This is a genomic window from Mycobacterium sp. pV006, from assembly GCF_041287115.1.
GTDB lineage: Bacteria > Actinomycetota > Actinomycetes > Mycobacteriales > Mycobacteriaceae > Mycobacterium.
Genome location: NZ_JBGGKT010000010.1, coordinates 81,738 through 107,824, shown reverse-complemented (window position 1 = coordinate 107,824; position 26,087 = coordinate 81,738). Strand labels below are relative to the sequence as shown.

Genomic DNA, 26,087 nt, shown 5'->3' with positions numbered 1-26,087 from the left:
CACCGACATGACTGAGAACTTCAATCCGAGCACCGACGCCTACAGCTCGGTACGCACCATCACCCAACCCGCCGGAGCACCGAATCCCGGCCAGCCCTCCTGGAACACCCAGCGCGGCTCGTCGATGCCGGTGCACCGGTACCGCAGCTTCGACGAAGAAGTCGAGGCCATCCGGCTGCCGGACCGCACCTGGCCCGACAAGGTCATCGACACCGCACCGATGTGGGCCGCGGTCGACCTGCGCGACGGCAACCAGGCCCTGATCGACCCGATGAGCCCGCAGCGCAAGCGCCGCATGTTCGACCTGCTGGTCCGGATGGGCTACAAGGAGATCGAGGTCGGCTTCCCCTCGGCCAGCCAGACCGACTACGACTTCGTGCGCGAGATCATCGAGGACGGCGCGATCCCCGACGACGTCACCATCCAGGTGCTGACGCAGTGCCGCCCAGAACTGATCGAGCGCACCTTCGAGGCCTGCAAGGGCGCACCGCGCGCGATCGTGCACTTCTACAACTCGACGTCGATCCTGCAGCGCCGCGTGGTGTTCCGCGCCGACCGCGAGGCCGTGAAGAAGATCGCCACCGACGGCGCGCGCATGTGCGTCGAAGAGGCCAAGAAGTACCCGGACACCCTGTGGCGCTTCGAGTATTCGCCCGAGTCCTATACCGGCACCGAGCTGGAGTACGCCGTCGACGTGTGCAACGCCGTGGCCGAGGTGGTGCAGCCCACGCCCGAGTGGCCGTTGATCGTGAACCTGCCCGCCACCGTCGAGATGGCCACCCCCAACGTCTACGCCGACTCGATCGAGTGGATGCACCGGCACCTGACCCCGCGGGACTCCATCATCTTGAGCCTGCATCCGCACAACGACCGCGGAACAGCCGTCGCCGCAGCGGAATTGGGCTATGCCGCCGGCGCGGACCGCATCGAGGGCTGCCTGTTCGGCAACGGTGAGCGCACCGGCAACGTGTGCCTGGTGACGCTGGGCCTGAACCTGTTCTCCCGCGGCGTGGATCCGCAGATCGACTTCTCCAACATCGACGAGATCCGCCGCACCGTCGAGTACTGCAACCAGCTGCCCGTCCCCGAGCGGCACCCCTACGGTGGCGATCTGGTGTACACGGCGTTCTCCGGCAGCCACCAGGACGCCATCAACAAGGGCCTGGACGCGATGAAGTTCGACGCTGATGCTGCGGACAGAGACGTCGATGACATCCTGTGGCAGGTTCCGTACCTGCCGATCGACCCGAAGGACGTCGGCCGTACCTACGAGGCGGTCATCCGGGTCAACTCGCAGTCCGGCAAGGGCGGCGTGGCCTACATCATGAAGGCCGATCACGGTCTGGCGTTGCCGCGCCGCCTGCAGATCGAGTTCTCGCAGGCGATTCAGAAGATCACCGACGGCGAGGGCGGCGAGGTGTCGCCCAAGGAGATGTGGGACGCGTTCTACGAGGAGTACCTGGCACCGGTACGTCCGTTGGAGCGGATCCGTCAGCGCGTCGACGCCGCCGAGGTCGACGGCGGAACCGACACCATCACCGCCGTGGTCAAGATCGACGGCGTCGAGCGTGAGATCGTCGGCGCCGGCAACGGCCCGCTGGCCGCGTTCGTCGATGCTCTGGGAGCCGTCGGGTTCACCGTGAACGTGCTGGATTACTCCGAGCACGCGATGTCGGCCGGCGAAGAAGCGCAGGCGGCCGCCTACGTGGAAACCGAGATCGACGGCAAGACCGTCTGGGGTGTCGGCATCGCGACGTCGATCACCACCGCATCGCTACGGGCGGTCGTGTCCGCGGTCAACCGCGCGGCGCAGCGCTGAGCCCTCAGAACAGGGCGAACTGGTCGCCGGCGGGCGGCTGCTCGGTGAACTCCTCGACGGCCGTGCCACCGATCGCCGAACCGACGAGGGACACGAACTCCTCGCTGCCGAGCAACGGGACGCCGAGCTCGCCGGCCTGGTAGCCGCGTCCCTGCGCGGGCGCGGGATCATCACAGATCACCAGGGACGTGTGCACGTCCACGGCGTCGGTGTAGGCCAACCCGGCGGCCACGATGCGCTCGACGAGTTCCTCGTGGGTGTGGCCGACCTCGGCGGCCACACCGACCCGCATGCCCTGCACCAGCGGCCGGCCGCCCACGAATCGGCCCGGGTTGGCGTACGGGCACGGCATCCGTGCCGCGAGCACCTTCAGCGGGCGCAGGTCCTCGTGGGTGACGCGACCGTTGGGCCACCGGCGCCGGGTCACCGGATGCACCGGCAACCACTTGCGCCGCTCATGGGCGCGCACCAGGACGGGTTTGAGGATCTGCGCGAGCACCATCGCGTCGTCGAGCGCGTCGTGCGGCCGGATCTGCGTGACGCCCCAGTGGGCGGCCAGCGTCTCCAGCCGCAGGTTGTCCAGGCCCAGGTCGCAGCGCCGCGCCAGCTCGACCGTGCACATCACCGTGTCGATCGGTAACTCGGCGTGCACCAGTTCGGCTTCGGCAGCCAGGAACGCGTAGTCGAAGCCCACGTTGTGGGCGACGAGGGTGCGCCCGCGCAGCAACTCGGTGAGATCGCCGACGATGTCGCCGAAGGTCGGCTGCCCCTCGAGCATCTCCGCGGTCAGACCATGAACGTGCGTCGGACCCGGATCCACCCCCGGGTCGAGCAGGCTGTAGAGGCTGTTCTCGACGTTGCCGTCGTCGCTGAGCGCGAGCGCGGCGATGCTGACCACCCGCGCCTGGCCCGGACGGAACCCGCTGGTCTCGACATCGACCACCGCCCAACCGGAACCGGGCTCGTCTGCCGGTCTGCCCCAGCGGGCCGCCACAGGTGAGCTCACATCCCCGAGGATGGCACGCGCCCCTGACAAGCAGTGCTCCATCAGGCCGCGTGTCGGCGCCTTCTCTAGACTCCCGGGAATGGTCACACCGCGCGGACGGGTCGCGCTCGCAGCAGGTGCCGCGGCGCGTTGGGCCTCCCGGGTCACCGGCCGCGGCGCGGGCGCGATGATCGGCGGGCTGGTCGCGATGACGCTGGACCGCTCGATCTTGCGCCAACTGGGCCAGGGGCGTCGCACGGTGGTCATCACCGGCACCAACGGCAAATCCACCACCACCCGGATGACCGCCGCCGCGCTGGGCACGCTGGGTGCGGTCGCCACCAACGCCGAGGGCGCCAACATGGACGCTGGGCTGGTCGCCGCGCTGGCGCTGGCACCGGACGCGGAGCTGGCCGCGCTCGAGGTCGACGAGATGCACGTGCCGCACGTCAGCGACGCGGTGACACCGTCGGCGTTCGTCCTGCTCAACCTGTCGCGCGACCAACTCGACCGGGTCGGTGAGATCAACCACATCGAGCGCACCTTGCGGGCAGGCCTGGTCCGTCATCCGTCCGCGGTCGTGGTGGCCAACTGCGACGACGTGCTGATGACCTCGGCGGCCTACGACAGCCCGCACACCGTGTGGGTGGCTGCCGGTGGCGGCTGGGCCGGTGATTCGGTCAGTTGTCCCCGCTCCGGGGAGGTGATCGTCCGCGAGGGCCGGCACTGGCATTCCACCGGATGTGACTTCAAGCGGCCCGCCCCGGACTGGTGGTTCGACGACACTCACCTGTACGGGCCCGACGGTCTCGAATTACCGATGACACTGCGGTTACCCGGAGCGGTCAACCGCGGCAACGCCGCGCAGGCGGTGGCCGCCGCGGTGACGTTGGGCGCCGACCCGGCCGCGGCGGTGGCCGCTGTGTCGGGCGTCGACGAGGTCGCCGGCCGCTACCGGACCGTGCGGATCGGTCCCCACACGGTGCGCATCCTGCTCGCCAAGAACCCGGCCGGCTGGCAGGAGGCGCTGTCGATGCTCGACCGCGACGCTGCGGGCGTGGTCATCGCGGTCAACGGTCAGGTCCCCGACGGTGAGGACCTGTCCTGGTTGTGGGACGTCCGCTTCGAGCACTTCGAGAACGTTCCGGTGGTCGCTGCCGGGGAGCGCGGCACCGACCTGGCGGTGCGGCTGGGGTACGCCGGGGTCGAGCACACCCTCGTCCACGACACGATGGCGGCCATCGCGTCGTGCCCGCCCGGCCGCGTCGAGGTGCTGGCCAACTACACCGCGTTCCTGCAACTGAACAGGCGATTGCCCGATGCGTGAGTCGACGGTCCGGATCGGGCTGGTGCTGCCCGACGTGATGGGCACCTACGGGGACAGCGGCAACGCGCTGGTGCTGCGACAACGCCTGCGGCTGCGCGGAATCGACGCCGAGATCGTCGAGATCACCCTCGACGATCCAGTGCCCGCCGAGCTGGACCTCTACGCCCTCGGCGGCGCCGAGGACTATGCCCAGCGGCTGGCCACGCGCCACCTGTCGCGCTATCCCGGTCTGCAGCAAGCGGTTTCGCGAAACGCGCCGGTGCTGGCCATCTGTGCGGCCATCCAGGTGCTCGGCCACTGGTATGAGACCTCGGCCGGGGAGCGTGTCGACGGTGTGGGTGTGCTGGACGTGACCACCTCGCCCCAGCCGGAACGCACCATCGGCGAGGTCGCCGCCACACCGCTGATCGACGGTTTGACAGACACGCTCACCGGGTTCGAGAACCACCGCGGCGGAACGATTCTCGGTGCAGACGCGCGTCCGTTGGGACGGGTGACCAAGGGTGCGGGCAACCGGGCCGGCGACGGGTTCGACGGCGCCGTGCAGGGATCGGTGGTCGCGACGTACATGCACGGCTGCTGTCTGGCCCGCAATCCGGAACTGGCCGATCACCTGCTGACGAAGGTCGTCGGCCCGTTGTCGCCACTGGACCTGCCCGAGGTCAGACAGTTGCGGAAAGAGCGCCTGGCCGCACCCCGGCGGGTGTGATCAGGTGCGCGGCGCGACGATGCCGTGCTGATAGGCGTAGACGATCGCCGCGGCACGGTCACGCAGCCGCAGCTTGAGGAAGATGCGGCCGATGTGACTCTTCACGGTCACCCCCGAGATCACCAGTTCGTCGGCGATCTCACTGTTGCTGCGGCCCTTGGCCATCAGCCGCAACACGTCGAGCTCGCGCGGGGTCAAGTCGTCGACCGCAACCGCAACCGGCTCCTCGGCCACACTGCGGTAGGTGTCGAGTACCCGCGCCGTGACCGACGGGTCGAGGAAACCGTCACCGCGCGCCACTGCGTGTACCGCGCGGATCAGCTCTTCGGCCGGCGAGTCCTTGAGGACGAAACCCGCTGCGCCCGCGCGTAACACGCCGGACAGCAGCTCGTCGTCGGTGAACGTGGTCAACGCCAGCACTGGCGGCCCGCCCGACTCGGTGAGACGACGCGTCGCCTCGATCCCGTTGACACGCTTCATCCGCAGATCCATCACCACGATGTCGGGGCGATGCGCGGCGACCGCGGCAGGGACTTCGTCGCCGTCTGCGCACTCCCCCACCACGATGATGCCGTCCCTGCGGCGCAAGATCCGGCGCAGTCCGGAGCGCACCAGTTCCTGGTCGTCGACCAACAGTGCGCCGATCACGTCGCCGGTCATGTGCTGCAGCTCCGGAACGGACACGGATCGTCGTCGTCGAACGGGATCGTCACGCGAACCAGCCAGCGGTCGCCATCCGGGCCTGCGGTGATGGTGCCGCCGAGTTGTTCGACGCGCTGGCGCATTCCGAGCGTCCCGCGGCCACCGGAGGTGTTCACCGCGGTGACCGGCACCGGGAGCCTGTTGGCTACCGTGAGTGTCGCCGCGGTCCCCGAGATCGTCAGCGTCATGTCGGCACGCGCGTCGGGGGCGTGCTTGGCGATGTTGGCCAGTGATTCCTGTGCGATGCGGTACAGGCCGAGACCGGCCGCCGGCGAGATGGTTTCCAACGGTCCGTCGGATTCGAAGGTCACCGACAGGCCCGCCCGCACGAAATCTCCGACCAGCAGCGGGATGTCGGCCACGCCGGGCTCGGGTGCGACCTTGCCGATCGCACCGTCCAGCAATCCGACGGTGCGTCGGATGTCGGCCATGGCCTGCCGTCCCAGCCGTTCGGCCTGCTCGAGCGCGTCCACGGCCTCGTCGATGTCGCGGTCCTGCTGCAGACCTCGCCGCGCGCCGGTCACATGCAGCAGTGTGACGCTCAGGGAATGGGCGATGACGTCGTGGACTTCGCGAGCGATGCGCCGGCGTTCGTCGGCCGCGGCGTGTTCGGCGAGTTTCTGGTGGGCCTGCTGTTGCTCGACGAGCAGCTGCTGCTGGATACACATCAGATGCCCGACCAGCCAGGCGATCCCGATGAAGCTCAGATACAGCCACGGGGTGTCGATGCGATCGGTGGCTACGCCGAGGCCGAGGATCCCCGTCGCCGTACCGGCGGCCACCATCCCGCCGCGCAGCGACGTCATCGATGCGATCACCCCGGTCACGAGGCCGAGCAGCACCGGCGCGAAGTCACCGGAGATCGGCCCCGACATGCCGAACAACCAGATCGATATCGCCAGCATCCAAGCGAAGCCGAGTCCGACGGCCTCCGTCCGGGGGCTCACCGTGAGGTCCAGGACGAAGAACACGATGTAGGGCGCGTAGGCGACGACCAGACCGACGACCCCGATCCACCACTGCGACGCGGGGCGTTGCAGCAGCGCCACCACGGCAACGGTCCACAGCGTCACGTCGACGCTCACCACGATGCGCCAGGAGAAGCCGCCGGGCATCGTCTCGCTCTTGCGGCGCACATAGCGCCGGAAACGGCGCTTCACCGCGGCCAGCATCGGGTCAGTCTACGGTCGCCGCGGCCGCGCCGGCATCAGACCGAGGTAGGCATCAGGCCTCCTACCACGGTAGGAGATCAAGATCGGACCGCGGGACGACGAACTCGACGGGCCGCGGCGCCTAACGTCGAAGCATGTCATGGTCACAGTTGCACGAACGCATGGCCTTCATGGCCGACATGGTTGAACACGCCGCCACCGACGCCGATGCGGCGCTCGACAAGGCGGCCCGCTCGACAGAGCTGCACCGGCTCTTCGGCGGGGAGGAAGGACTGCTGCTCGCCTTACGGCACCGCTGGGTCACGATGCTGGCCGCCAAGCTCGACCAGGCCGCGTTCGAGGACATCCCCGCCGAACACGCCCGCGCCGCACTGGCCGCGGCGAATCCCGGATTGCGGGCGATCCTGGACCGGGCGGCCCGCAGGTCCGTGCGGGTGCGTGCCCTCGACCACAGCGAGCAGGAGATGCTCGCGTACTACGCCGGCCCACACTCCGGCGGCTTGACCGTCGCATGAGGTCGCGGCCGGCCATCTGGTGCCGCTGGGCCACTGTTCAGGGGGTACCGCGGGCCTTCCTGACGGTGCGGGCGCGCCGCGGCGAGCCGTTGGCCCGGCTCATGCTCGGTCAAGGGGAACGACTGGCACTGACCGAGGAGGTACGCGCCGCCGGTCCGCTGTTGCGGACGCCCGTTGCGTGGGCCACCGCCGATCACGAGATCTGCCGGACGGTGCTGCGGGACAATGCTTTCGGGGTAGCCGACCCGTCGGAGACCGGGCTGCCCGGCTGGCTGCTCAAGGTGGTGCGCCGTCTCGACCCGGCATTGCCGAACCCTGTCGAGCCGCCGTCGATGTTGATGCTCGACCCGCCGCAGCACGGTGAGGTCCGGCACCTGGTGGCGCGCAGCTTCAGCCCGAGAGCGATCGCCAGGCTGGACTCCCGGATCGCCGAACGGACCGCAGAGCTGCTCGACGACCTGGGTCGGCGCGACACGGTCGACCTGATCGGCGATTACGCCGCACAGTTGCCCGCCGCAGTGATCTCGGACATCCTCGGAGTACCAGACCAGGAGAGGGACCGAATCCTGCGGTGGGGCAACATGATCGCCGCGATGCTCGACATCGGGATCGCGTGGCGTCCGTTCCGCGCCGCGATCGACGAACTCGTCGACGTCGATGTCTACCTGCGCGACCATTTCCGGCGCATGCACGCCGAGGGCCCCGACGAGACACCGCTGCGCCGGCTCGCACAGGACGGGAGCCTGTCCGAACGCGAGCTGATCTCCAACGCCGCGCTCCTGATCGGTGCAGGGGTCGAGACGACGGTGAACCTGATCGGCAACGGCGTCACCGCGCTCTTCGACCATCCCGACCAGTTGGCGCTGCTGCACGACAACCCCGACCTGTGGCCCGCCGCCGTGGAGGAGATCCTGCGGTGGGACAGCCCGGTCCAGGTCACCGCGCGAGCGGCACTGCACGACACCGAGGTCGCGGGTCACCGGATCTCCGAGGGCGAGGTGATCGTCCTGCTGCTGGGCGGAGCCAATCGGGACCCCCGGGTGTTCGACAGTCCCGAGGCCTTCGACATCACCCGACCGAACGCCAAGGACCACTTGGCGTTCGCCACGGGCATCCACGTCTGCCTGGGCGCAGCACTGTCACGCAGCGAGGGAGTGACGGCGTTGCGCGAGTTGTTCACCCGCTACCCGGATCTGCGACTCCGCGGGCCGGGGCAGCCCCGCCCGCTGGTGACCCTGCACGGGTACCGTCGGTTGCCCGCACAGGTCGGCACCGCTAGGCAGCCAGCGTCCTGACCCACCGCTGGGTGGCGGTCGCCTCCAGCCGGCACTCGCGGCTGAGCAAGGCAGCCTCGGCGCGGGCCAACCACTGCGCCGGACGGTCCTCGGCGATGACCCGGATGACGATCCAACCCATCTCCTCGAGCATCCGCAGCCGCTTGACGTCCTTGACGTACTGCGCGCGCTTCTTGCGATGGTGGTCGCCGTCGTATTCGACTGCGACCTTGTACTCGGGCCAGCCCATGTCCAGGAACGCGACCGGCCGTGTGCCGTCGAGCACCGGGAGCTGGGTCTGTGGGCGCGGGAATCCGCAGTCCAGGAGCCACAGCCGCGTCCTGCTCTCCGGCGGTGAGGCCGCCCCGCCGTCGACGAGGGGCAGCAGATCGCGGAGTTGACCGACCCCGCGCACCCTTGGCCGCCGGTCGGCCAGCCGCATGACCTCGTCGATGTCGAACGACTGGTTCCATGCCAACGCATCCAGACGCGCCAGCGCGTCGGCGCGGCCCGGGCGTCGTCCGAGATCGAATGCCGTCCTGACGCGCGAGGTGACCGGAAGGCCACCGCGACGGACGATCTCGTCGTCGGCGACCTCGTCGGCGCGCACGATCAGGCCGGTCTGGGACCGCCGCCGAACGCCCATGACTTCGATCGGGACGTCCGCGTCGACCCACGAGGCACCGTGCAACGCCGACGCCGCGACACCGGCGATCACTCCCCTGCGTCCGGTCGCCAGCCATGCCCCGACGGCACGGTCCCGCAGGGTGACCTCGGCGTCCCCGGGTACGAAGACGCCCCGATACAGCGGCCGGTACCAGCGGGCCAGCTCATGTCGGGTGACCACACCGGCCCTCACCGCCTCACCACCCAGAATGACTTCGCCCATGCCCGGCATCGTGCCAAGGCGCACCGACAAGTCCCGTGCGTCACACCAATCGACGTTCTGCAGAGAAAGTTCGAGTGGAGGTCTGCAGAACGTCGAGATGTGTGACCGGTGCGGTCGGTGTGACGGCGAGCCGCGAATCAGGCCACCGCGGCGAGCCGCGAATCAGGCCATCGCGCGGCGGCCCGCCAGCGCGCGGCCCAGCGTCAGTTCGTCGGCGAACTCCAGGTCCCCGCCCATCGGCAGACCGGACGCGATGCGGGTGACCGTCAGCCCCGGGATGTCACGCAGCATCCGCACCAGGTAGGTCGCGGTGGCCTCACCCTCGGTGTTGGGGTCGGTCGCGATGATCACCTCGGCGACGTCCACGCCGTCGACACGCTCACCGATGCGGTTGAGCAGTTCGCGGATGCGCAGCTGGTCGGGCCCGATGCCCGACAGCGGGTCCAACGCTCCGCCGAGCACGTGGTAGCGGCCGCGGAACTCGCGGGTGCGCTCGACGGCCTGGACGTCCTTGGGTTCTTCGACCACGCACACCAGCGAAGCGTCACGGCGCGAATCACTGCAGATGCGGCAGCGTTCGGCGTCGCTGACGTTGCCGCACACCGCGCAGAACGTGACGCCGTCCCGGATGCGGTTGAGCACCGCGGTCAGCCGGTCGATGTCGGGCGGCTCGACCGACAGCAGGTGAAACGCGATGCGTTGCGCGCTCTTGGGTCCGATCCCGGGCAGCTTGCCCAGCTCGTCGATCAGATCCTGGACAGGTCCTTCGAACAAAAAGTCACATCCCCGGGATGCCCAGGTCGCCCATACCGCCGGCCAGCGGACCGAGACGGTCGTGCGCGAGGATGGTGACCTGCTTGGCCGCGTCGGCCACGGCGCCGACGATCAGGTCCTGCAGCGTCTCGACGTCGGACGGGTCGACGACCTTGGGGTCGATCGACACCGCGACCACCTCGCCGCTGCCGCGCATGGTCACCTGCACCAGTCCGCCGCCGGCCTGGCCGTGCACCTCGGCCTTGGCCAACGCCTCCTGCGCCTGCATGAGTTGCTGTTGCACCTGCTGCGCCTGAGCGAGGAGCGCGGACATATCTGGTTGGCCACCGGGCTGCATGACTGATCCTCTGTGTGCGTAGGTTGCGTATCGGTCTCGACTTGGTTGCGCTCGTCCACAAGCGGCACTTCGAGCTTCCAGCGTAGTCGCGACCGGCGCTACGGTGTCGCCGTGCCTGTGCCAGCAATCCTGCGTGTCGGGGCCACGGCGGTGGCCGCCCTCGTCACCGCCGCCTTCGTCTCGGTTCCCGCACACGCCGCCCCGAGCGCCGTCGCCGGCAAGATCGTCTTCCTCGATCCCGGCCATCAGGCCTCGATGGCCGGTCTGAGTCGCCAGGTCCCCACCGGTCGCGGCGGCACCAAGGACTGTCAGACCAGCGGTACCTCTACCGCCGACGGCCTCGCCGAGCACACCTTCACCTGGGAAACCACCCTGCGCATCCGCCACGCGCTGACCGGCCTGGGGGTGCGTACCGCGATGTCGCGCGGCGACGACACCGGGGCCGGACCCTGCGTCGACGAGCGTGCCGCGATGGCCAACGCGCTGCAGCCCAACGCCGTGGTCTCCATCCACGCCGACGGCGGCCCGCCCACGGGGCGCGGCTTCCACGTGCTGTACTCGTCGCCGCCGCTGAACACCGCACAGGCCGGGCCGTCGGTGCAGTTCGCGCGGGTGATGCGCGACAACCTGCAGGCCTCGGGTATCCCGCCGGCGACCTACATCGGTTCCTCGGGTCTGAATCCGCGGTCGGACATCGCCGGTCTGAACCTCGCGCAGTATCCGTCGATCCTCGTCGAGCTGGGCAACATGAAGAACCCGGCCGATTCGGCGCTGATGAAGACGCCCGAAGGGCGGCAGAAGTACGCCGACGCTGTGGTGCGCGGGATCGTGGCGTTCCTGAGCACCCAGCGGTAGCTAGCCCTGGGTCCCTTCGATCCCGATCGTGCCCTCGACCTCTCGCTTGAGGTTGCCGAGCACCTCGGTCTGGATCTTGCGCAGACCGATCGGCGCGAACGTCCGCTCGAAGAACCCGCCAATGCCACCGGCACCCTGCCAGGACGTCTTGACCGTCACCGACGATCCGGGTCCGGCCGGCGCGACGGTCCAGTTGGTCACCATCGACGAGTTCGCGTCCTTCTCGATGACGGTGCGGCCGGCGACGTCGACGCTGGCTTTGACGTCGCGCGACCGCGACTTGGTGGCCTGCAGCTTCCACTGGGCGACGGTGCCGGCGCCCTGACCGCCCTCGAGCACCTGGTAGCCGCTGTAGTGCTCGGAGAGGATTTTCGGCCGCATCGCCTGGTAGTCGGCTACCGCGTTGAGCACCGTCGCCGGATCGGCGTCGATCAGAACCGAACTCGTCGCGCTGACCTGTCCCATCGGTGCACACTCCCTCGTCAGTTGCGGATGCAGTCGCATCCCATGCGTCTGCGGACTAGCGTATATGTGTGCCTGCTGCCTGGACCGCCGCACGGGCTGGGCATGCGCAGGGGGTGGCGCGGCTGCTGGACAGCTATCGCGCCATCCCTGCCGATGCCACGGTCCGTCTGGCCAAACCGACGTCGAACCTGTTCCGCGCCCGCGCCGAAGCCGACGCGCCGGGACTGGACGTGTCGGGCCTGACCGACGTGATCGCCGTCGACCCCGCCACCCGCACCGCGGAGGTCGCCGGAATGTGCACCTACGAGGACCTCGTCGCCGCGACCTTGCCGTACGGCCTTACGCCACTGGTGGTTCCGCAGCTCAAGACCATCACCCTCGGTGGCGCGGTCACCGGGCTGGGGATCGAGTCGGCATCGTTTCGCAACGGTCTGCCGCACGAGTCGGTGCTGGAGATGGACATCCTGACCGGCACGGGCGACATCGTGCGCGCCGCGCCGGACGAGAACGTCGACCTGTTCCGGGCGTTCCCCAACTCGTATGGCACGCTGGGCTATTCGGTGCGTCTGCGTATCGAGCTGGAACCGGCCACCCCGTTTGTTGCGTTGCGCCACCTGCGTTTCGGTGATCTCGACACGCTGGTAGAGACGATGAACGGGATCGTCGAAACCGGCGGTCTGGACGGAGAACGCGTCGACTATGTCGACGGGGTGGTGTTCAGCGCGGACGAGAGCTACCTGTGCCTCGGTGTGCAGACTTCCACCCCGGGTCCGGTCAGCGACTACACCGGTGCCGACATCTACTACCGCTCCATCCAACACACCGGGACGGAGAAGCACGACCGGCTCACGATGCACGACTACCTGTGGCGCTGGGACACCGACTGGTTCTGGTGCTCGCGGGCGTTCGGCGCGCAGAACCCACGCATCCGCCGGTGGTGGCCGCGCCGCTACCGGCGTAGCAGCTTCTACTGGAAGCTGATCGCCTACGACCGACGCTTCGACATCGCCGACCGGATCGAGAAACGCAACGGGCGTCCCCCGCGCGAACGGGTGGTACAGGACATCGAGGTGCCGATCGACCGGACGGTGGAGTTCCTGCGCTGGTTCCTCGGCAATGTCCCTATCGAACCGATCTGGTTGTGCCCATTGCGACTTCGCGACTCAGCGGGTTGGCCGCTGTACCCGATCCGGCCGCAGCAGACCTACGTCAATGTCGGCTTCTGGTCCTCGGTCCCGGTCGGCCCCGAGGAAGGCCACACCAACAAGATCATCGAACGCAAGGTCAGCGAGCTCGACGGACACAAGTCGCTGTATTCGGACGCGTTCTACTCGCGGGAGGAATTCGACGAACTCTACGGCGGCGAGGTGTACAACACGGTGAAGAAGACCTACGACCCGGACTCCCGGTTCCTCGACCTGTATGCGAAGGCGGTGCGGCGCAGATGAGCTCGACGTATTCGGCGCATCACACGAGCGGGAAACTCACGCTCTCGGAGATCCTCGAGTTGCTCGCCGGAGGACGACTGCCGCTGCGGTTCAGCGCCTATGACGGCAGCACCGCCGGGGCGCCGGACGCCGAGCTCGGACTGGAGTTGTTGACCCCGCGCGGCACAACCTATCTCGCCACCGCGCCCAACGACCTCGGGTTGGCGCGCGCCTACATCTCCGGTGACCTGGACCTGCACGGTGCGCATCCGGGAGACCCCTATCCGGTGCTCAGCGCCCTGACCGACCGTCTGGAGTTCAAACGGCCGCCGGCGCGGGTGCTGGCCAACATCGTCAGGTCGATCGGGCTGGAACGACTCAAGCCCATCGCGCCGCCTCCGCAGGAGGCGCTGCCGAGGTGGCGGCGTGTCGCGGAGGGGCTGCGGCACAGCAAGACTCGCGATGCGGAGGTCATCCACCACCACTACGACGTGTCGAACACGTTCTACGAGTGGGTGCTCGGACCGTCGATGACCTACACGTGTGCCACCTACCCCCATCTCGACGCCACCCTCGAGGAGGCGCAGGACAACAAGTACCGGCTGGTGTTCGAGAAGTTGCACCTCGCGCCCGGCGCCCGGCTGCTCGACGTGGGGTGCGGTTGGGGCGGCATGGTGCGCTACGCCGCACGCCACGGCGTGCGCGCCATCGGGGTGACGCTGTCGAAGAACCAGGCCGAGTGGGCGCAGAAGGCGATCGCCGAAGAGGGGCTGAGTGAGCTCGCTGAGGTCCGCCACATGGACTACCGCGACGTGGCGGAGGACCAGTTCGACGCGGTGTCCTCGATCGGGTTGACCGAACACATCGGGGTGGCCAACTACCCGGCGTACTTCGAGTTCCTGAAGTCCCGGCTGCGGGCCGGCGGCCTGCTGCTCAACCATTGCATCACCCGGAACAACAACCGGCACAACGCATCTGCCGGCGGGTTCATCGACCGGTATGTGTTCCCCGACGGGGAGTTGACCGGTTCGGGCCGCATCATCACCGAGATGCAGGACGTGGGCCTGGAGGTGCTGCACGAGGAGAACCTGCGCCACCACTACGCGATGACCCTGCGCGACTGGAGTCGCAACCTCGTGACCCACTGGGACGACGCCGTCGCTGAGGTCGGCCTGGCCACCGCGAAGGTGTGGGGTCTGTACATGGCGGCGTCGCGGGTCGGCTTCGAGCAGAACGCGATTCAGCTGCACCAGGTGCTGGCCGCCAAACTCGACGACCGTGGCCGCGACGGAGGCCTGCCGCTGCGCCCGTGGTGGACGCCCTAACCGTCGATCCGACGCGCCCCGAGTTCGTTCTGCAACAGCTCCAACGCCGCTTCCTCGGGATCCCGGCGCGGGGCGGGGTCTTCGTGGCTGGCCTCGGCCAGCATGTCCTCGACGTCCTCTTCGGGCGGTGGCGGTGGCTCGGCGGGCGTGCGGCGCGGTTCGGCTTGCGGCGGCGTGGCCGGGGCAGGTGCCGGACCGGCTTCGCACCGGATGGTCCAGTTGACGCCGAGCGCATCCTTGAGTGCTTCCCGGATGACGTCGGCGTTGCGCTGTTCGCTGAGGCGCCGCGCCAGTGGTGCCGACTCGTGGCTGAGCACCAGCACGTTGTCTTCCACCGCACGCACGACCGCTCCGGACAACATGACCTCGGTGGTGCGACTGCGATCGCGGACCTTCTCCCGGACCGTCGACCACATGCTGCGCACCGCAGCCGCGTTGGGCTGGCCGGCGGCGACGGCGGCTGCCGGGGTGGCCGCGGGTGCCTCCACTGCCGGCGCGGCCGGGGGGCGCACCGGCGGCGGTGATGCGGGTTCGGGTCCGGCGGGCGTGGGTGCCGGCCGCGGGGGTGGCGGCGGGGCCGGCGGCTCAGGTGCTGCCGGCGGAGTCGGTGCAGCCCGCTGGGGCGGGGCGGGAGCAGGCGGCTGGGGCGGGGCGGGGGCGGGCGGTGCAGTCGGCGCCTCGGACTGGGGCGCGGCTTCGCTCTTGCGGACGAACTGCTTGCGCGGAGCCGACCCCGCACCTGCTTCGCCTGCCGGGATCGACATGTCCAGCCGCGTCTCGATGCGTTCCACGCGCTGCAACAGGGCCGCTTCGGTGTCGCTGGCCGACGGCAGCAGCAGGCGAGCGCAGGCGACCTCGAGCAGCAGGCGCGGCGCGGTGGCGCCACGCATCTCGCCGAGTCCGGCGTGCATGACCTCGGCGTAGCGGGTCAGCGTCGCAGTACCCAGACGGGTGGCCTGCTCGCGCATGCGTTCCAGCTCGTCCTCGGGGCCGTCGACGACGCCGCGCGCCACCGCGTCCGGGACCGCCTGCAGCACGATGAGGTCACGGAATCGTTCGAGCAGATCGCTGGCGAACCGACGCGGGTCGTGGCCGGCGTCGACGACGCCCTCCACTGCCCCGAACAGCGCCGCCGCGTCACCGGCGGCCAGCGCGTCGATCGCGTCGTCGATCAGCGCGACGTCGGTGGCGCCGAGCAACGCGAGCGCGCGCTGATAGGTGACGTGGTTGCCGTCGGCACCGGCCAGCAGCTGGTCGAGCACGCTGAGCGTGTCGCGCGGCGATCCGCCGCCGGCGCGGATGACCAGCGGGTAGACCGCGTCGTCGACGACCACGCTCTCCGAGGCGACGATCTTCTCGATCAGAGTGCGCATGGTGCGCGGCGCCAGCAGCCGGAACGGATAGTGGTGGGTGCGCGACCGGATGGTCGGCAGCACCTTCTCGGGTTCGGTGGTGGCGAACACGAAGATCAGGTGTTCCGGCGGTTCCTCGACGATCTTGAGCAGAGCGTTGAAGCCCGCCGTGGTGACCATGTGCGCTTCGTCGACGATGAAGATGCGGTACCGCGACTGGGCGGGCGCGTAGAACGCTCGGTCGCGCAGCTCGCGGGTGTCGTCCACACCGCCGCGGCTGGCGGCGTCGAGCTCGGTGACGTCCATGTTGCCCGGCCCGTTGGGTGCCAGCGCGACGCACGAATCGCATTCCCCGCACGGCGTGGCCGTCGGACCCTGCTCACAGTTGAGCGAGCGCGCCAGGATGCGCGCCGAGGACGTCTTGCCGCAGCCGCGTGGACCCGAGAACAGGTAGGCATGGTTGATCCGTCCCGAGTTCAGCGCTGTGGACAGCGGCTCGGTGACGTGTTCCTGGCCGACCACCTCGGCGAACGTCGCCGGTCGGTACTTGCGGTAGAGCGCCACGGAAGCAGGCTACCGACAGCCCCCGACTAGGGGGCGTCCAGCAGGTGTTCGGTCGCCGAGAGCAGTGCGCAGGTGGCCAGACCGTCGATCGCCGCGCGCAGATCGTCGGCGCCGGGGAAGGTCGGTGCGATGCGGATGTTCTTGTCGTCCGGGTCTTTTCGGTACGGGAACGACGCTCCGGCCTCGGTGACCGCGATGCCGGCGTCCTTGGCCAGCGCGACGGTTCGCTTGGCGGTGCCGGGCAGCACGTCGAGGCTGATGAAGTAACCGCCCTTGGGCTCGGTCCACGACGCGATCTTCGACTCGCCCAATCGGTCCTCGAGGATCTGCAGCGCCAACGCGAACTTGGGCGCCAGCAGCTCCCGGTGCTTCTGCATGTGCAGCCGCACCCCGTCGGCGTCGCCGAAGAACTTCAGGTGCCGCAACTGGTTGAGCTTGTCCGGCCCGATCGACTTCTTCCCGGCGTGCTGCAGGTACCAGGCGATGTTGCCCAGCGAACCGCCCAGGAAGCTGACTCCGGCGCCGGCGAAGGTGATCTTCGAGGTGGACGCGAAGACCAGCGGCCGGTTGGCGTGGTTGGCGGCTTCGGCGAGGCCCAGCACGTCGATCGGCCGGGGGAACTCGTGGGTCAGGGTGTGCACCGCGTAGGCGTTGTCCCACATCAGTCGGAAATCGGTTGCCGCGGTGCGTATTCCGGCCAACCGTCGGGTGGCTTCCCAGGAATAGACGGTGCCGGTCGGATTGGCGAACACCGGCACGCACCACATGCCCTTGATGGTGGGATCCTCGGCGACGAGCTCTTCGATCAGATCGACATCGGGACCGTCTTCGAGCATCGGGACGGTGATCATCTCGATGCCCAGGGTCTCGGTGATCGCGAAGTGCCGGTCGTAGCCCGGCGCCGGGCACAGGAACTTCACCCCGGTGCCGTCGAGGATGTCGCGGATCCAGGGCCGCGGCGAGTCGACGCCGCCGTGCAGCAGGGAGAACACGATCACGTCGTGCATGAATTCCAGGCTGGCGTTGTTGCCGGCGATCAGGTTGGCCACCGGGATGCCCAGCAGCTCACCGAAGATGGAGCGCAGCTCCGGGAGGCCGTGCAGACCTCCGTAGTTGCGGGCGTCGGTGCCGTCTGCGTCGCGGTAGGCGTCGGCGCCGGGCAGGCTGAGCAGCCCGTTGGACAGGTCGAGTTGTTCCGGCGACGGCTTACCGCGGGTCAGATCCAGCTTCAGTCCCTTGGCCTGCAACTCTGCGTAGTTGCGCTGCTGAAGTTCGTGCTGTGCGAGCAATTCGTCTCGGCCCAGCGACTGAAAAGACACCGCTCGCCTTTCGCTGTCGTGTGTCCGTGCAGATGAGGGGACCCCGCGCACCCGCCAGAGCCCGTTGACCCTTGCTGCCTTCCGGCCCTGGGGGAGTTCACAGGATGGACGCCACGCGGGGTCCACGGCGAGTGTAATACCGCGGCCGGCGGCGCCGCGCCCAGGAGCACCTCCGACGGATTTATGGAGTGCCGGGGCCGGTCGGCTACCATGGCCGACGGAGGATTCGCCTAGTGGCCTATGGCGCTCGCCTGGAACGCGGGTTGGGTTAATAGCCCTCGCGGGTTCAAATCCCGCATCCTCCGCACTCAGCCCGGGGCGTGACCGGTGGGTTCACCGCGGTCACGTCCCGGGTCTCACCATCGAGGAGGGGTATGGGCCGCACCGCCGCGGTGATTTGGCACGCGTCGTTCTCCCTCGCCGCCGGTGTCCTCTACTTCTTCTTCGTCCTGCCGCGCACGTTCGAGTTGCTCGGGGAGACCTCGCACACGCTCGGCACGGTGTTGCGGGTCGTCACCGCGGTCCTGATCGGGACGGCGGCGGTGCCGGTGCTCCTGACCCTGCTGCGGACACGGCGTCCCGAGTTCGGTACGCCCCAGCTGGCGTTGAACCTGCGTACGACGTCCATCGCGCTGCACGTGCTGGCGGGGGTGCTGATCCTCGGTGTCGCGATCAGCGAGATCTGGCTGTCGGTGGACTCGGCAGGCCAGTGGCTGTTCGGCATCTACGGGGCTGCCGCGGCCATCGCGCTGCTCGGCGTGTTGGCTTTCCACCTTGCGTTCGTCGCCGAACTGCCGCCGCCTCCGCCGAAGCCGGTGAAGGTCAAGCAGCGCCGTTCGCGCGGCAAGACCGCCACCGAGGACACCGGGACCGGCGAGGAGACCGAGACCCCGGAAGCCGCCGAGACCTCCGAAACCGCCGAGACCGACGAAGCCTCCGGAACCGAGGCCGACGCCGACGAGAGCTCCGAGAACACTGGGACCGGTGATGCCGATGAGGCTGCCGAGAAGGCCGGGGAGACCGAACCGCCGGCGGACGGCAAATTGCAGAATCAGCGGCCCAGCGGCAAGACTGCGCTGCTGAGACGCCGTCGGCGGACCCGCGGCGGCGTGGCCGTCGAGGACTGAGCAGCGGGGCTGCGTCGACAGCAGCCCACGTCGCCGCCACTATTGATGAGTATGAGCCCGATTCGCTCGACCAGACTGCTGTGGATCGCCCTGGTCGCGATCCTCTCCCTGGTGATGCCGCTGGCCCCCGCCGCGGCCGCGCCCAGCGACCCGATCGCGGCGGCGGCACAGGTCGAACCGGCGGTGGTGCGCATCGACACCGAGGTGGACTACCAGGGAGTGCTCGGGTTGGGCACCGCGTTCGTCATCGACCCCAACGGATTGGCGATGACGAACTTCCACGTCGTGCAGGGCGCCGACCGCATCACCGCGACCGTGAACGGCCAGCCGTACCCCGCCCAGCTGGTGGGCTACGACCGTGGGCGTGACGTCGCGCTGATCCAGTTGCTGGGCGCCAGCGGCCTGCCTGTGGCGGCGCTCGGCGACGCGAACGTGCTGGTCCCCGGGGAGCCGGTGGTCGCGCTCGGGAACGCACAGGGCACCTTCGGGCCGCTGACCCGCGAACAGGGCACCGTGTCGGCGTTCGGGCGCACGGTGCAGGCCGAGGACACCCTCACGGGCACCTCCGACGAGCTGACCGGCCTGATCGAGTTCGCCGCCCCCGTGCGCGCGGGTGACTCCGGCGGGCCGCTGGTCAACAGCGCCGGCCAGGTCGTGGGGATCACCACCGCGGCGTCGGTGAACTTCCGGATGGGACCGGGTGGCAAGGGCTTCGCGATCCCGATCAACGACGCGGTCGTCATCGCCGACCAGATCCGTGCCGGTATCCGGTCCGACACCGTGCACATCGGTCCCCCGACTCTGCTCGGCGTCGGGGTGCGCACCACCCCGCGCGACACCCCGGGCGTCGTGGTCCAGGAGGTGCTGAGCGGTGGTCCCGCAGAACAGGCCGGGCTGCGCGGCGGTGACCTGCTGCTGGTTCTCGACGGCGTGACCCTGGATTCGCCGACGACGCTGACGATGGTGCTCGACCGGCACTATCCCGGCGACGTGGTCGACGTGACCTGGATCGACCGCGCGGGCCAGACCCGGACCGGCAAGGCGCCGCTGACCGCCGGGCCGTGACATTTCGCCGAATTCGCTGAGCACATCAAAGCAAATATCTATGCTGAGCGAGTGCCCAACAATGTCACTTATCGGGTCGTCCAATGGACGACGGGAAATGTCGGCAAGAGTTCCGTCGCGGCGATCGCGAAGAACCCGAACCTCGAGTTGATCGGCGGTTACGCCTGGTCACAGGACAAGGTCGGTCGAGATCTCGGCGAGCTGGTCGGTATCGAGCCCCTCGGTGTCGCCGCGACCAACGACGTCGACGCGCTGCTGGCGCTCAAGCCCGACGTCGTCGTCTACAACCCGATGTGGATCGATGTCGCCGAACTGGTCCGGATCCTCGAGGCCGGCGTCAACGTCGTCTCCTCGGCGTCGTTCATCACCGGAGGCAACCTGGGCGCCGACCGCGAGAAGCTCGCCGAGGCGTGCAAGCGGGGCGGCTCGACGTTGTTCGGCTCGGGTGTGAGCCCGGGCTTCGCCGAGCTGCTGGCGATTGTCGCCGGCACGGCCTGCGACCGGATCGACAAGGTCGTCATCTCCGAATCCGCCGACACCACCCTCTACGACTCCCCCGACACCGAGCGCCCCGTCGGGTTCGGCACCGCGATCGACGACCCGAACCTGGCGCCGATGGCTTCCAAGGGCACCGCGGTGTTCGCCGAGGCCGTCCAGTTGGTCGCCGATGCGCTGGGCATCGAGCTCGACGAGATCAAGTGCGTGCCGGAATACGCGCAGACCACCGAGGACCTCGTGATGGCCTCGTGGACGATCCCGGCCGGTCACGTCGCCGGGGTGTACTCCAGCTGGCAGGGCATCTACCGGGGCCGCACCGTCATCGACATCAACGTGCGGTGGAAGAAAGGCCAGACACTGGATCCGGACTGGCAGCTCGACGGCGACGGCTGGAAGATCACCATCGAGGGCCGCCCGACGGTGAACATGAGCGTCGGGTTCCTGCCGCCGCAGGACATGATCGAGAACGCCAAGTCCATCGAGGACTTCTTCGTGCTCGGCCACATCATGACCGCGATGCCGCCGATCCACGCGATCCCCGCCGTCGTGGCTGCCGCACCGGGCATCGCGACCTACAACGATCTGCCGCTGCCGAACCCGCGGGGTGTGGTGCCCTCCTGAGAGGGCTGCGGCTCAGCCGAGGGTGCGCAGCTTCTGCGCGACCACATCGATGACCCGAGGGGCCTGCTTCTCCAGGTAGAAGTGGCCTCCGGTGAAGGTGTGCACCTCCACCGGTCCGGAGGTGTGCAGTTCCCAGGCGCGTGCGTCGTCTTCACTGGTCTTCGGGTCATCGGTGGCGGTCAGCACCGTCAGGGGTGCGCGGACGCCGACCTCGGGTCCGCGCCGGTAGGTGACCAGCGCGCGGAAGTCGTTGCGGAACGGCGGCAGGAACGTCTCCAGCAGATCCCGGTCCCCCAGCACGCGGGGGTCGGTGCCGCCGAGTTCGCGCATGACCTCGATCAGGTCGGTGTCGGTGCGGCCCCGGCCCTCGTCGGCGTACCGGCTCGGTGCGCGCGACCCGGACACGAAGACGACCGACGGTCCGCGCCCCGACTCCTCGAGCCGGCGCGTCACCTCGAAGGCCAGCACCGCACCCATGCTGTGGCCGAAGAACGCCACCGGTGATTCGGTGAGGTCGCCCAGCACGTCGGTCACCCGGTCGGCGAGGTCGTCGATGTTGTCGACGAATGGTTCGGCATGGCGGTCCTGGCGGCCGGGGTACTGCACCGCGTAGACGTCGAACTCGGGCGACAGTGCGCGCGACAGCGGGAAGTAGTAGCTGGCCGACCCTCCGGCGTGCGGGAAGCACACCAGCCGCATGCGGGCGTCCGGGGCGGGAGCGAAGTTACGGATCCAGCGGTTGCGCTCCGGCGTTGATGTCATAGCGGACTGTCTACCCGATCACCTCGAGGACCTTGGCTTGCAGTGTCGCTCCCGGCGGTCCCTCCACCACGACGTCCTTGAGGATCTGGGCCTGCTGGCCTTCTACGGTGAACTCACCGGGCTGCGGCGCGTGGCCGCCGGTCACCTCGTAGCGGACGGTGAACGGCGTCTCCGGGAACGGGTGCAGCCCGACGTATTTCGGGTCGATCGTGTAGGTGTACCGGCACAGGCCCGCGGGGTCGCATTCCGTGGCTGTGACCGCGACGCCGATGAGGAACTCCTTGACCGTCGGCACCGACGGCGGCGGCGGGGGCGGGGGTGTGCGCGCGGCGACGGGCTGATCGTCGGGCCTGGAGAAGATCATCACCGAGGCGATGCCGATACCGCTGGCGATCATGCCGAAGATGGCCAGTGCGGCGAGCAGTTTGCGAATGGTGTTCCACCCCTGAGGCGACGGCATGCACAGCAGGGTATCGTCGCGGCGCTAATCCGCTACGCGGTTACCCTCTTCGTCCCAGTGCGCGGCGACCTTCTTGCTCGGCTGCACGCGCGGCGGTTCGCCCGGCATCTTCGGATAGTTCGGTGGGTACGGCAGATCACCGAGGCCGCGGTCGGCGTCTGCCTCGGCCATCTCCAACAGCTTGCCGATCGACTGGGCGCGGTCGTCGATGTCGGCCCACGGGTCGGGTCGGCCGGACAGGAAGTCCGGCACGGTGCGGATCGTGTAGTCGTCGGGATCGGCATCGCGGAGTTCGTCCCACGACAGTGGCGTGGACACCGTCGCGATGGGGGTCTTGCGCGCCGAGTAGGCCGAGGCGAACGTGCGGTCGCGCGCGTTCTGGTTGTAGTCGATGAACAGTCGCTTACCCCGCTCTTCCTTCCACCACGACGTCGTCACCGCATCGGGAGCGCGCCGTTCCACCTCACGCGCCAGCGCGATACCGGCGCGGCGCACCGCGATGAAGTCCCAGTCGGTGGCGATGCGCAGGAACACGTGCACGCCGCGACCGCCGGAGGTCTTCGGGTAGCCGACCAGCCCCAGTTCGTCGAGCAGCGGTTTGAGCACGTCGACGGCGACGCTGCGGGCTTCTTTGAAGCCGGTGCCCGGCTGCGGGTCCAGGTCGATGCGCAGTTCGTCGGGATGTTCGGTGTCCGGGCAGCGGACCTGCCAGGGATGCAATGTCACAGAACCCATCTGGGCGGCCCACGCGATCGCGGCCGGATGGGTGATCTTCAGCGCGTCGGCGGTGCGGCCGGACGGGAACGTCACCGTGCAGGACTCGAGGTAGTCAGGCCGCTTCTGCGGCAACCGTTTCTGGTAGATCTCCTCGCCGTCGATGCCGTCGGGGAACCGCTGCAGGTGCACGGGGCGGTCACGGAGCAGCGCGACCATCCGGTCGGCGACCGCCAGGTAGTAGTCGACCAGCTTGCCCTTCGTGCCGTCTTTGCCCAGCTTCGGGAAGTACGGCTTGTCGGGATTGGTCAGCCGGACCTTGATCCCGTCGACGTCGATTTCGGTTGCGGTACTAGCCATCAGGTGACTCCAGCACGTCGTTGAGGTCGTAGGTCAGCGGCACATCGAGCTGGTCGAACGTGCAACTCTTCGGGTCCCGGTCCGGTCGCCAGCGCAGGAACTTCACCGCATGACGGAACCTGTCGCCTTCCATCTGGTCGTAAGCCACCTCGCACACCAGCTCGGGACGCACCGGGATCCAGCGTTTGTCGGCGCCGGAGTTCCAGCGGCTGGGTTCGCCGTCGCGCAGGTCGTCGCCGAGGCGCAGCGGTTCCAGATCGGCCAACAGTTTCAGGCGTGCCTTGGCGGTGAACGACGCGGCGCCACCGACCATCTGCAGCTCTCCGTCGTCGCGGTAGAGCCCCAGCAGGATCGAACCGATTCCCTCGCCGCTCTTGTGGATTCGATATCCCATGGCCACGCAGTCGGCGTCGCGGTGGTGCTTGACCTTCACCATCTCGCGTTTACCGGGCAGGTATGGTCCGTCGAGACGCTTGGCGATCACTCCGTCCAGGCCTGCCCCTTCGAATTCTTCGAGCCATCGGGTCGCCAGTGCGGGATCCTCGGTGGTGCGGGTGACATGGCACCGCCTCTTCTCGTGCACCGCGTCGACCAGCGCGGCACGCCGGATGCGGAACGGTTCCTTCAACAGTGACGTGTCTCCGACGGCGAGAGCGTCGAATCCGATCAAATGCGCGGGGGTCTGCTCGGCGAGCATCGTGATCCGGCTGGCAGCAGGGTGAATGCGCTGGCTCAGCGACTCCCAGTCCAACCGTGTCCTCGCGGCGATCTTGCGCGGCACGACGATCTCGCCGTCGAGCACACAGCGCGACGCGAGTTCGTCACGCACCGCGTCGAGCACCTCGGGGAAATAGCGGCCGAGGTCCTTGCCGCTGCGTGAGAGCAGCACGACCTCATCGTCGTCGCGGAACACCAGTGCGCGGAAGCCGTCCCACTTGGGTTCGTACGACCAGACGCCGGCGTCGTCGGGCACCGTGGTCTGGGCTTTGGCCAGCATCGGTTCCAGCGGTGGCATCACGGGCAGCTGCACGGTGTCCATCCTCGTCCATCGATCTCACGCTGACGCGGATTCGCGCCACGATGTAGACCGCTGCGGGCGGCGATTTTCGTCGCGACAGGTTCTGCGGCCGTATTCCAAACGCCGTCGCCAACTGCGTCCTTGTCGAAGAGAGCCATGGTCGCCGACGACGAGTGGGAGCAGTCAGAGCGGCGCATCTGACTTCCCGAAAGGCCAGCGCGAGCGAAAGTGTCGGAGGTTGGTGAGGTCGTCTATGAAGTGGCCGACAATGTCGCTCGCGTTGGTCTTTTCAACTCGTGTGGTCCAGCGCAGGTGCGGTCGCGGCGGACCTGGCAGGTCCAGGCGCCTGGCTTTCATACTCACGTAGATCCGGGTACCCAGACAATCTCATCGGTCACGGCGGGTCGCCCGCGTCAAGAACCAACGGACTCAGTCGTCGCCCAGCGCCGCGTCCCACTGCCGGTGCAGGTGCGCAACCAGCGGCTCGGAGCGACCGATGAGCATGCGTTCGAGCCCGTTCTCGGCGCCGCGTTGGCAGGCTTCGGCGGCGGGAAAGTCCTCGTCGCGCAGCACCGAGGTGGCGCCGTCGAATCCGGCCTGGGCGAGCAGGCGGTCGGCTTCCTCGGTGATCGGGCCGAGCGCACCGCCGACCATGTGCACCACACAGGTGTTCGGCGAATCGCCGGGGTAGATCCGCAGCATCAACGTGGACACCGGTGATTCCACGAGCACGCAACTCGGGAACAGTCCGTAGACCACGGAGCCGCTGAACCGATCCGGCCAGTCCTGCTCGGGGACGTCGCGGAGTTCGTCGATGTTGCGGAACGGGAAAGCCCAGCGGCAGTGTCGGCCGAAAGTGTCGAACACGGAGTTGTTGGTGACGATCGGCGCCAGGGTGTCCTTGTGTAGGAACGGGAAGTGGTAGCCCTCGAAGTTCACGTCGACGGCCAGCTTCCAGTTGGCGCGCAACTGCAGATCGACGCTCTGGGCATGGGCGTAGCGGCCGAATCCGAAGCTGGCCAGGTCCTGCTCGGCGGTCCCGAGGTAGCCGTCCACCGACACGGCGGGGTCGAGCGCGACGACGATCAACCCGGCCTGCTCCGCGGCGGGCAGGGTACGCAGACCCAACTCGCTCAGATCGACACCGTCGAACATCCGGCGTCCCGGCAGACTCGCCAGCCGACCGTCCAGGTCGTAGCTCCAGGCGTGGTACGGGCAGGTGAAGCGAGCGGCGTGGCCGCAACCCTCGGCCACCTGGGCGCCCCGATGGGCGCAGACATTGACGAAAGCGCTTGGCGCACCGTCCTTGCCACGGACGACGAGGATCGGGGTGCCCATGACGTCTTTGGTCGTGTAGTCGCCCGGATCGGGGATCTCACCGCCCCACGCCACGACGTGCGGAACCCTCTTCATCAGCGCACGCTCGGCGATGTGACGCTCGGTATCGGTGAACACCTCGGCCGGTACGGCGATGACCGCCTCGGAGGTGTCCAGGCTGTTGTGGTCGAGATGATCGAGCACCCGGCGGGTCATCGCAGTCACGAAAGGTAGCCGGGTGGTGGCGGTCTCGGCGGCACGACGTACCGGCGCCAGGACGTCGTCCAGCCCGCCGGCGGACTCGAAGGAAAACACCCGCTCGTCGGCCATCCGAC

25 protein-coding genes, 1 tRNA gene and 1 other RNA gene are annotated in these 26,087 nt (G+C 68.6%); 12 read left to right on the top strand and 15 right to left on the bottom strand.

Annotation, left to right across the window (positions count from 1 at the left end):
• The first annotated feature begins 7 nt into the window (after positions 1-7).
• Positions 8-1,819, top strand: coding sequence for a 2-isopropylmalate synthase (gene leuA, locus ACAG25_RS16750; RefSeq protein WP_370489592.1), 1,812 nt, complete (start codon positions 8-10; stop codon positions 1,817-1,819).
• Between the two features lie 4 nt (positions 1,820-1,823).
• Here leuA and ACAG25_RS16745 read toward each other — a convergent pair whose 3' ends face one another.
• A complete protein-coding gene (locus ACAG25_RS16745) occupies positions 1,824-2,867 on the bottom strand; it encodes a DEDDh family exonuclease (RefSeq protein ID WP_370489591.1) in 1,044 nt (347 codons plus the stop codon).
• 37 nt (positions 2,868-2,904) lie between these two features.
• On the opposite strand from ACAG25_RS16745, the gene ACAG25_RS16740 reads away from it, so the two are divergent.
• Positions 2,905-4,131, top strand: coding sequence for a MurT ligase domain-containing protein (locus ACAG25_RS16740; RefSeq protein ID WP_370489590.1), 1,227 nt, complete (start codon positions 2,905-2,907; stop codon positions 4,129-4,131).
• Positions 4,124-4,840 (top strand): type 1 glutamine amidotransferase, encoded by a 717-nt coding sequence (locus ACAG25_RS16735; RefSeq protein ID WP_370489589.1) that lies wholly within the window; start codon positions 4,124-4,126, stop codon positions 4,838-4,840. The genes ACAG25_RS16740 and ACAG25_RS16735 overlap by 8 nt, the downstream gene beginning before the upstream one ends.
• Here the strand turns inward: ACAG25_RS16735 and ACAG25_RS16730 are convergent, their stop codons facing one another.
• Positions 4,841-5,500, bottom strand: a complete 660-nt coding sequence (locus tag ACAG25_RS16730; protein WP_370489686.1) for a response regulator — start codon at positions 5,498-5,500, stop codon at positions 4,841-4,843.
• The gene (locus tag ACAG25_RS16725; protein WP_370489588.1) at positions 5,497-6,714 is read right to left on the bottom strand and encodes a sensor histidine kinase; all 1,218 of its coding nucleotides are present in this window, start codon (positions 6,712-6,714) and stop codon (positions 5,497-5,499) included. The genes ACAG25_RS16730 and ACAG25_RS16725 overlap by 4 nt, the downstream gene beginning before the upstream one ends.
• A 134-nt stretch (positions 6,715-6,848) precedes the next feature.
• Here ACAG25_RS16725 and ACAG25_RS16720 point away from each other — a divergent pair, with 134 nt between their 5' ends.
• Together ACAG25_RS16720 and ACAG25_RS16715 are read left to right on the top strand one after the other, a co-directional pair.
• Positions 6,849-7,229 (top strand): hypothetical protein, encoded by a 381-nt coding sequence (locus ACAG25_RS16720; RefSeq protein WP_370489587.1) that lies wholly within the window; start codon positions 6,849-6,851, stop codon positions 7,227-7,229.
• Positions 7,226-8,524 carry a cytochrome P450 gene (locus ACAG25_RS16715; protein WP_370489586.1) on the top strand — a complete coding sequence of 433 codons (1,299 nt, stop codon included), beginning with the start codon at positions 7,226-7,228 and terminating at the stop codon, positions 8,522-8,524. Before ACAG25_RS16720 ends, ACAG25_RS16715 begins: the two co-directional genes overlap by 4 nt.
• Here ACAG25_RS16715 and ACAG25_RS16710 read toward each other — a convergent pair.
• The 3 genes from ACAG25_RS16710 to ACAG25_RS16700 all read right to left on the bottom strand — a co-directional run bounded on the left by ACAG25_RS16710 (position 8,505) and on the right by ACAG25_RS16700 (position 10,503).
• On the bottom strand, positions 8,505-9,392 hold the full coding sequence (locus ACAG25_RS16710; RefSeq protein WP_370489585.1) for a DUF559 domain-containing protein: 888 nt from the start codon (positions 9,390-9,392) through the stop codon (positions 8,505-8,507). The two genes, ACAG25_RS16715 and ACAG25_RS16710, sit on opposite strands and share 20 nt — an antisense overlap.
• Positions 9,393-9,554: 162 nt before the next feature.
• Positions 9,555-10,166 (bottom strand): recombination mediator RecR, encoded by a 612-nt coding sequence (recR, locus tag ACAG25_RS16705; RefSeq protein WP_370489584.1) that lies wholly within the window; start codon positions 10,164-10,166, stop codon positions 9,555-9,557.
• A gap of 4 nt (positions 10,167-10,170) precedes the next feature.
• Positions 10,171-10,503 (bottom strand): YbaB/EbfC family nucleoid-associated protein, encoded by a 333-nt coding sequence (locus ACAG25_RS16700; protein ID WP_370489583.1) that lies wholly within the window; start codon positions 10,501-10,503, stop codon positions 10,171-10,173.
• A gap of 117 nt (positions 10,504-10,620) precedes the next feature.
• Here ACAG25_RS16700 and ACAG25_RS16695 point away from each other — a divergent pair, with 117 nt between their 5' ends.
• A complete protein-coding gene (locus ACAG25_RS16695) occupies positions 10,621-11,358 on the top strand; it encodes an Rv3717 family N-acetylmuramoyl-L-alanine amidase (RefSeq protein WP_370489685.1) in 738 nt (245 codons plus the stop codon).
• Here the strand turns inward: ACAG25_RS16695 and ACAG25_RS16690 are convergent, their stop codons facing one another.
• Positions 11,359-11,823, bottom strand: coding sequence for an SRPBCC family protein (locus ACAG25_RS16690; RefSeq protein WP_370489582.1), 465 nt, complete (start codon positions 11,821-11,823; stop codon positions 11,359-11,361).
• A gap of 68 nt (positions 11,824-11,891) precedes the next feature.
• On the opposite strand from ACAG25_RS16690, the gene ACAG25_RS16685 reads away from it, so the two are divergent.
• Both ACAG25_RS16685 and ACAG25_RS16680 read left to right on the top strand, forming a co-directional pair.
• Positions 11,892-13,271, top strand: a complete 1,380-nt coding sequence (locus ACAG25_RS16685; RefSeq protein ID WP_370489581.1) for an FAD-binding oxidoreductase — start codon at positions 11,892-11,894, stop codon at positions 13,269-13,271.
• Positions 13,268-14,575, top strand: a complete 1,308-nt coding sequence (locus ACAG25_RS16680) for a class I SAM-dependent methyltransferase (protein WP_370489580.1) — start codon at positions 13,268-13,270, stop codon at positions 14,573-14,575. The genes ACAG25_RS16685 and ACAG25_RS16680 overlap by 4 nt, the downstream gene beginning before the upstream one ends.
• Here the strand turns inward: ACAG25_RS16680 and ACAG25_RS16675 are convergent.
• From ACAG25_RS16675 to ffs, 3 genes are all read right to left on the bottom strand, one after another.
• On the bottom strand, positions 14,572-16,491 hold the full coding sequence (locus ACAG25_RS16675) for a DNA polymerase III subunits gamma/tau (RefSeq protein ID WP_370489579.1): 1,920 nt from the start codon (positions 16,489-16,491) through the stop codon (positions 14,572-14,574). The genes ACAG25_RS16680 and ACAG25_RS16675 overlap by 4 nt on opposite strands.
• 26 nt (positions 16,492-16,517) lie before the next feature.
• On the bottom strand, positions 16,518-17,810 hold the full coding sequence (locus ACAG25_RS16670; RefSeq protein ID WP_370489578.1) for an aminotransferase class I/II-fold pyridoxal phosphate-dependent enzyme: 1,293 nt from the start codon (positions 17,808-17,810) through the stop codon (positions 16,518-16,520).
• Between the two features lie 32 nt (positions 17,811-17,842).
• Positions 17,843-17,937: signal recognition particle sRNA small type (gene ffs, locus ACAG25_RS16665), an RNA gene on the bottom strand.
• Positions 17,938-18,029: 92 nt separating this feature from the next.
• On the opposite strand from ffs, the gene ACAG25_RS16660 reads away from it, so the two are divergent.
• The 4 genes from ACAG25_RS16660 (at position 18,030) to ACAG25_RS16645 (ending at position 21,121) form a co-directional block, all read left to right on the top strand.
• Positions 18,030-18,115: transfer RNA gene (locus ACAG25_RS16660), tRNA-Ser, on the top strand.
• A 69-nt stretch (positions 18,116-18,184) separates the two neighbouring features.
• Positions 18,185-18,937, top strand: coding sequence for a hypothetical protein (locus ACAG25_RS16655; RefSeq protein WP_370489577.1), 753 nt, complete (start codon positions 18,185-18,187; stop codon positions 18,935-18,937).
• A gap of 45 nt (positions 18,938-18,982) precedes the next feature.
• Positions 18,983-20,002, top strand: a complete 1,020-nt coding sequence (locus tag ACAG25_RS16650; RefSeq protein WP_370489576.1) for a S1C family serine protease — start codon at positions 18,983-18,985, stop codon at positions 20,000-20,002.
• 51 nt (positions 20,003-20,053) lie between these two features.
• Positions 20,054-21,121: a dihydrodipicolinate reductase gene (locus ACAG25_RS16645; protein WP_370489575.1), complete on the top strand. Its 1,068-nt coding sequence runs from the start codon at positions 20,054-20,056 to the stop codon at positions 21,119-21,121.
• A 12-nt stretch (positions 21,122-21,133) separates the two neighbouring features.
• Here the strand turns inward: ACAG25_RS16645 and ACAG25_RS16640 are convergent, their stop codons facing one another.
• From ACAG25_RS16640 to ACAG25_RS16620, 5 genes are all read right to left on the bottom strand, one after another.
• Positions 21,134-21,883 (bottom strand): thioesterase II family protein, encoded by a 750-nt coding sequence (locus tag ACAG25_RS16640; RefSeq protein WP_370489574.1) that lies wholly within the window; start codon positions 21,881-21,883, stop codon positions 21,134-21,136.
• Positions 21,884-21,893: 10 nt separating this feature from the next.
• Positions 21,894-22,343 (bottom strand): hypothetical protein, encoded by a 450-nt coding sequence (locus ACAG25_RS16635; RefSeq protein ID WP_370489573.1) that lies wholly within the window; start codon positions 22,341-22,343, stop codon positions 21,894-21,896.
• Positions 22,344-22,367: 24 nt separating this feature from the next.
• Positions 22,368-23,417, bottom strand: coding sequence for a non-homologous end-joining DNA ligase (ligD, locus tag ACAG25_RS16630; RefSeq protein WP_370489572.1), 1,050 nt, complete (start codon positions 23,415-23,417; stop codon positions 22,368-22,370).
• Positions 23,410-24,456, bottom strand: a complete 1,047-nt coding sequence (locus ACAG25_RS16625; protein ID WP_370489571.1) for an ATP-dependent DNA ligase — start codon at positions 24,454-24,456, stop codon at positions 23,410-23,412. Before ACAG25_RS16625 ends, ligD begins: the two co-directional genes overlap by 8 nt.
• 408 nt (positions 24,457-24,864) lie before the next feature.
• Positions 24,865-26,082, bottom strand: coding sequence for an aromatic ring-hydroxylating dioxygenase subunit alpha (locus ACAG25_RS16620; RefSeq protein ID WP_370489570.1), 1,218 nt, complete (start codon positions 26,080-26,082; stop codon positions 24,865-24,867).
• Positions 26,083-26,087: the final 5 nt, after the last annotated feature.

Bases quoted from the DNA above. Each gene is read 5' to 3' on its own strand.
- ACAG25_RS16650 (WP_370489576.1), top strand. From the start codon at position 18,983: ATGAGTATGAGCCCGATTCGCTCGACCAGACTGCTGTGGATCGCCCTG.
- leuA (WP_370489592.1), top strand. From the start codon at position 8: ATGACTGAGAACTTCAATCCGAGCACCGACGCCTACAGCTCGGTACGC.
- ACAG25_RS16720 (WP_370489587.1), top strand. From the start codon at position 6,849: ATGTCATGGTCACAGTTGCACGAACGCATGGCCTTCATGGCCGACATG.
- ACAG25_RS16620 (WP_370489570.1), bottom strand. From the start codon at position 26,082: ATGGCCGACGAGCGGGTGTTTTCCTTCGAGTCCGCCGGCGGGCTGGAC.
- ACAG25_RS16635 (WP_370489573.1), bottom strand. From the start codon at position 22,343: ATGCCGTCGCCTCAGGGGTGGAACACCATTCGCAAACTGCTCGCCGCA.
- ACAG25_RS16625 (WP_370489571.1), bottom strand. From the start codon at position 24,456: ATGGACACCGTGCAGCTGCCCGTGATGCCACCGCTGGAACCGATGCTG.
- ACAG25_RS16700 (WP_370489583.1), bottom strand. From the start codon at position 10,503: ATGCAGCCCGGTGGCCAACCAGATATGTCCGCGCTCCTCGCTCAGGCG.
- ACAG25_RS16745 (WP_370489591.1), bottom strand. From the start codon at position 2,867: ATGGAGCACTGCTTGTCAGGGGCGCGTGCCATCCTCGGGGATGTGAGC.
- ACAG25_RS16680 (WP_370489580.1), top strand. From the start codon at position 13,268: ATGAGCTCGACGTATTCGGCGCATCACACGAGCGGGAAACTCACGCTC.
- ACAG25_RS16735 (WP_370489589.1), top strand. From the start codon at position 4,124: ATGCGTGAGTCGACGGTCCGGATCGGGCTGGTGCTGCCCGACGTGATG.
- ACAG25_RS16740 (WP_370489590.1), top strand. From the start codon at position 2,905: ATGGTCACACCGCGCGGACGGGTCGCGCTCGCAGCAGGTGCCGCGGCG.
- ACAG25_RS16690 (WP_370489582.1), bottom strand. From the start codon at position 11,823: ATGGGACAGGTCAGCGCGACGAGTTCGGTTCTGATCGACGCCGATCCG.
- ACAG25_RS16715 (WP_370489586.1), top strand. From the start codon at position 7,226: ATGAGGTCGCGGCCGGCCATCTGGTGCCGCTGGGCCACTGTTCAGGGG.
- ACAG25_RS16730 (WP_370489686.1), bottom strand. From the start codon at position 5,500: ATGACCGGCGACGTGATCGGCGCACTGTTGGTCGACGACCAGGAACTG.
- ACAG25_RS16710 (WP_370489585.1), bottom strand. From the start codon at position 9,392: ATGGGCGAAGTCATTCTGGGTGGTGAGGCGGTGAGGGCCGGTGTGGTC.
- ACAG25_RS16725 (WP_370489588.1), bottom strand. From the start codon at position 6,714: ATGCTGGCCGCGGTGAAGCGCCGTTTCCGGCGCTATGTGCGCCGCAAG.
- ACAG25_RS16640 (WP_370489574.1), bottom strand. From the start codon at position 21,883: ATGACATCAACGCCGGAGCGCAACCGCTGGATCCGTAACTTCGCTCCC.
- ACAG25_RS16655 (WP_370489577.1), top strand. From the start codon at position 18,185: ATGGGCCGCACCGCCGCGGTGATTTGGCACGCGTCGTTCTCCCTCGCC.
- ligD (WP_370489572.1), bottom strand. From the start codon at position 23,417: ATGGCTAGTACCGCAACCGAAATCGACGTCGACGGGATCAAGGTCCGG.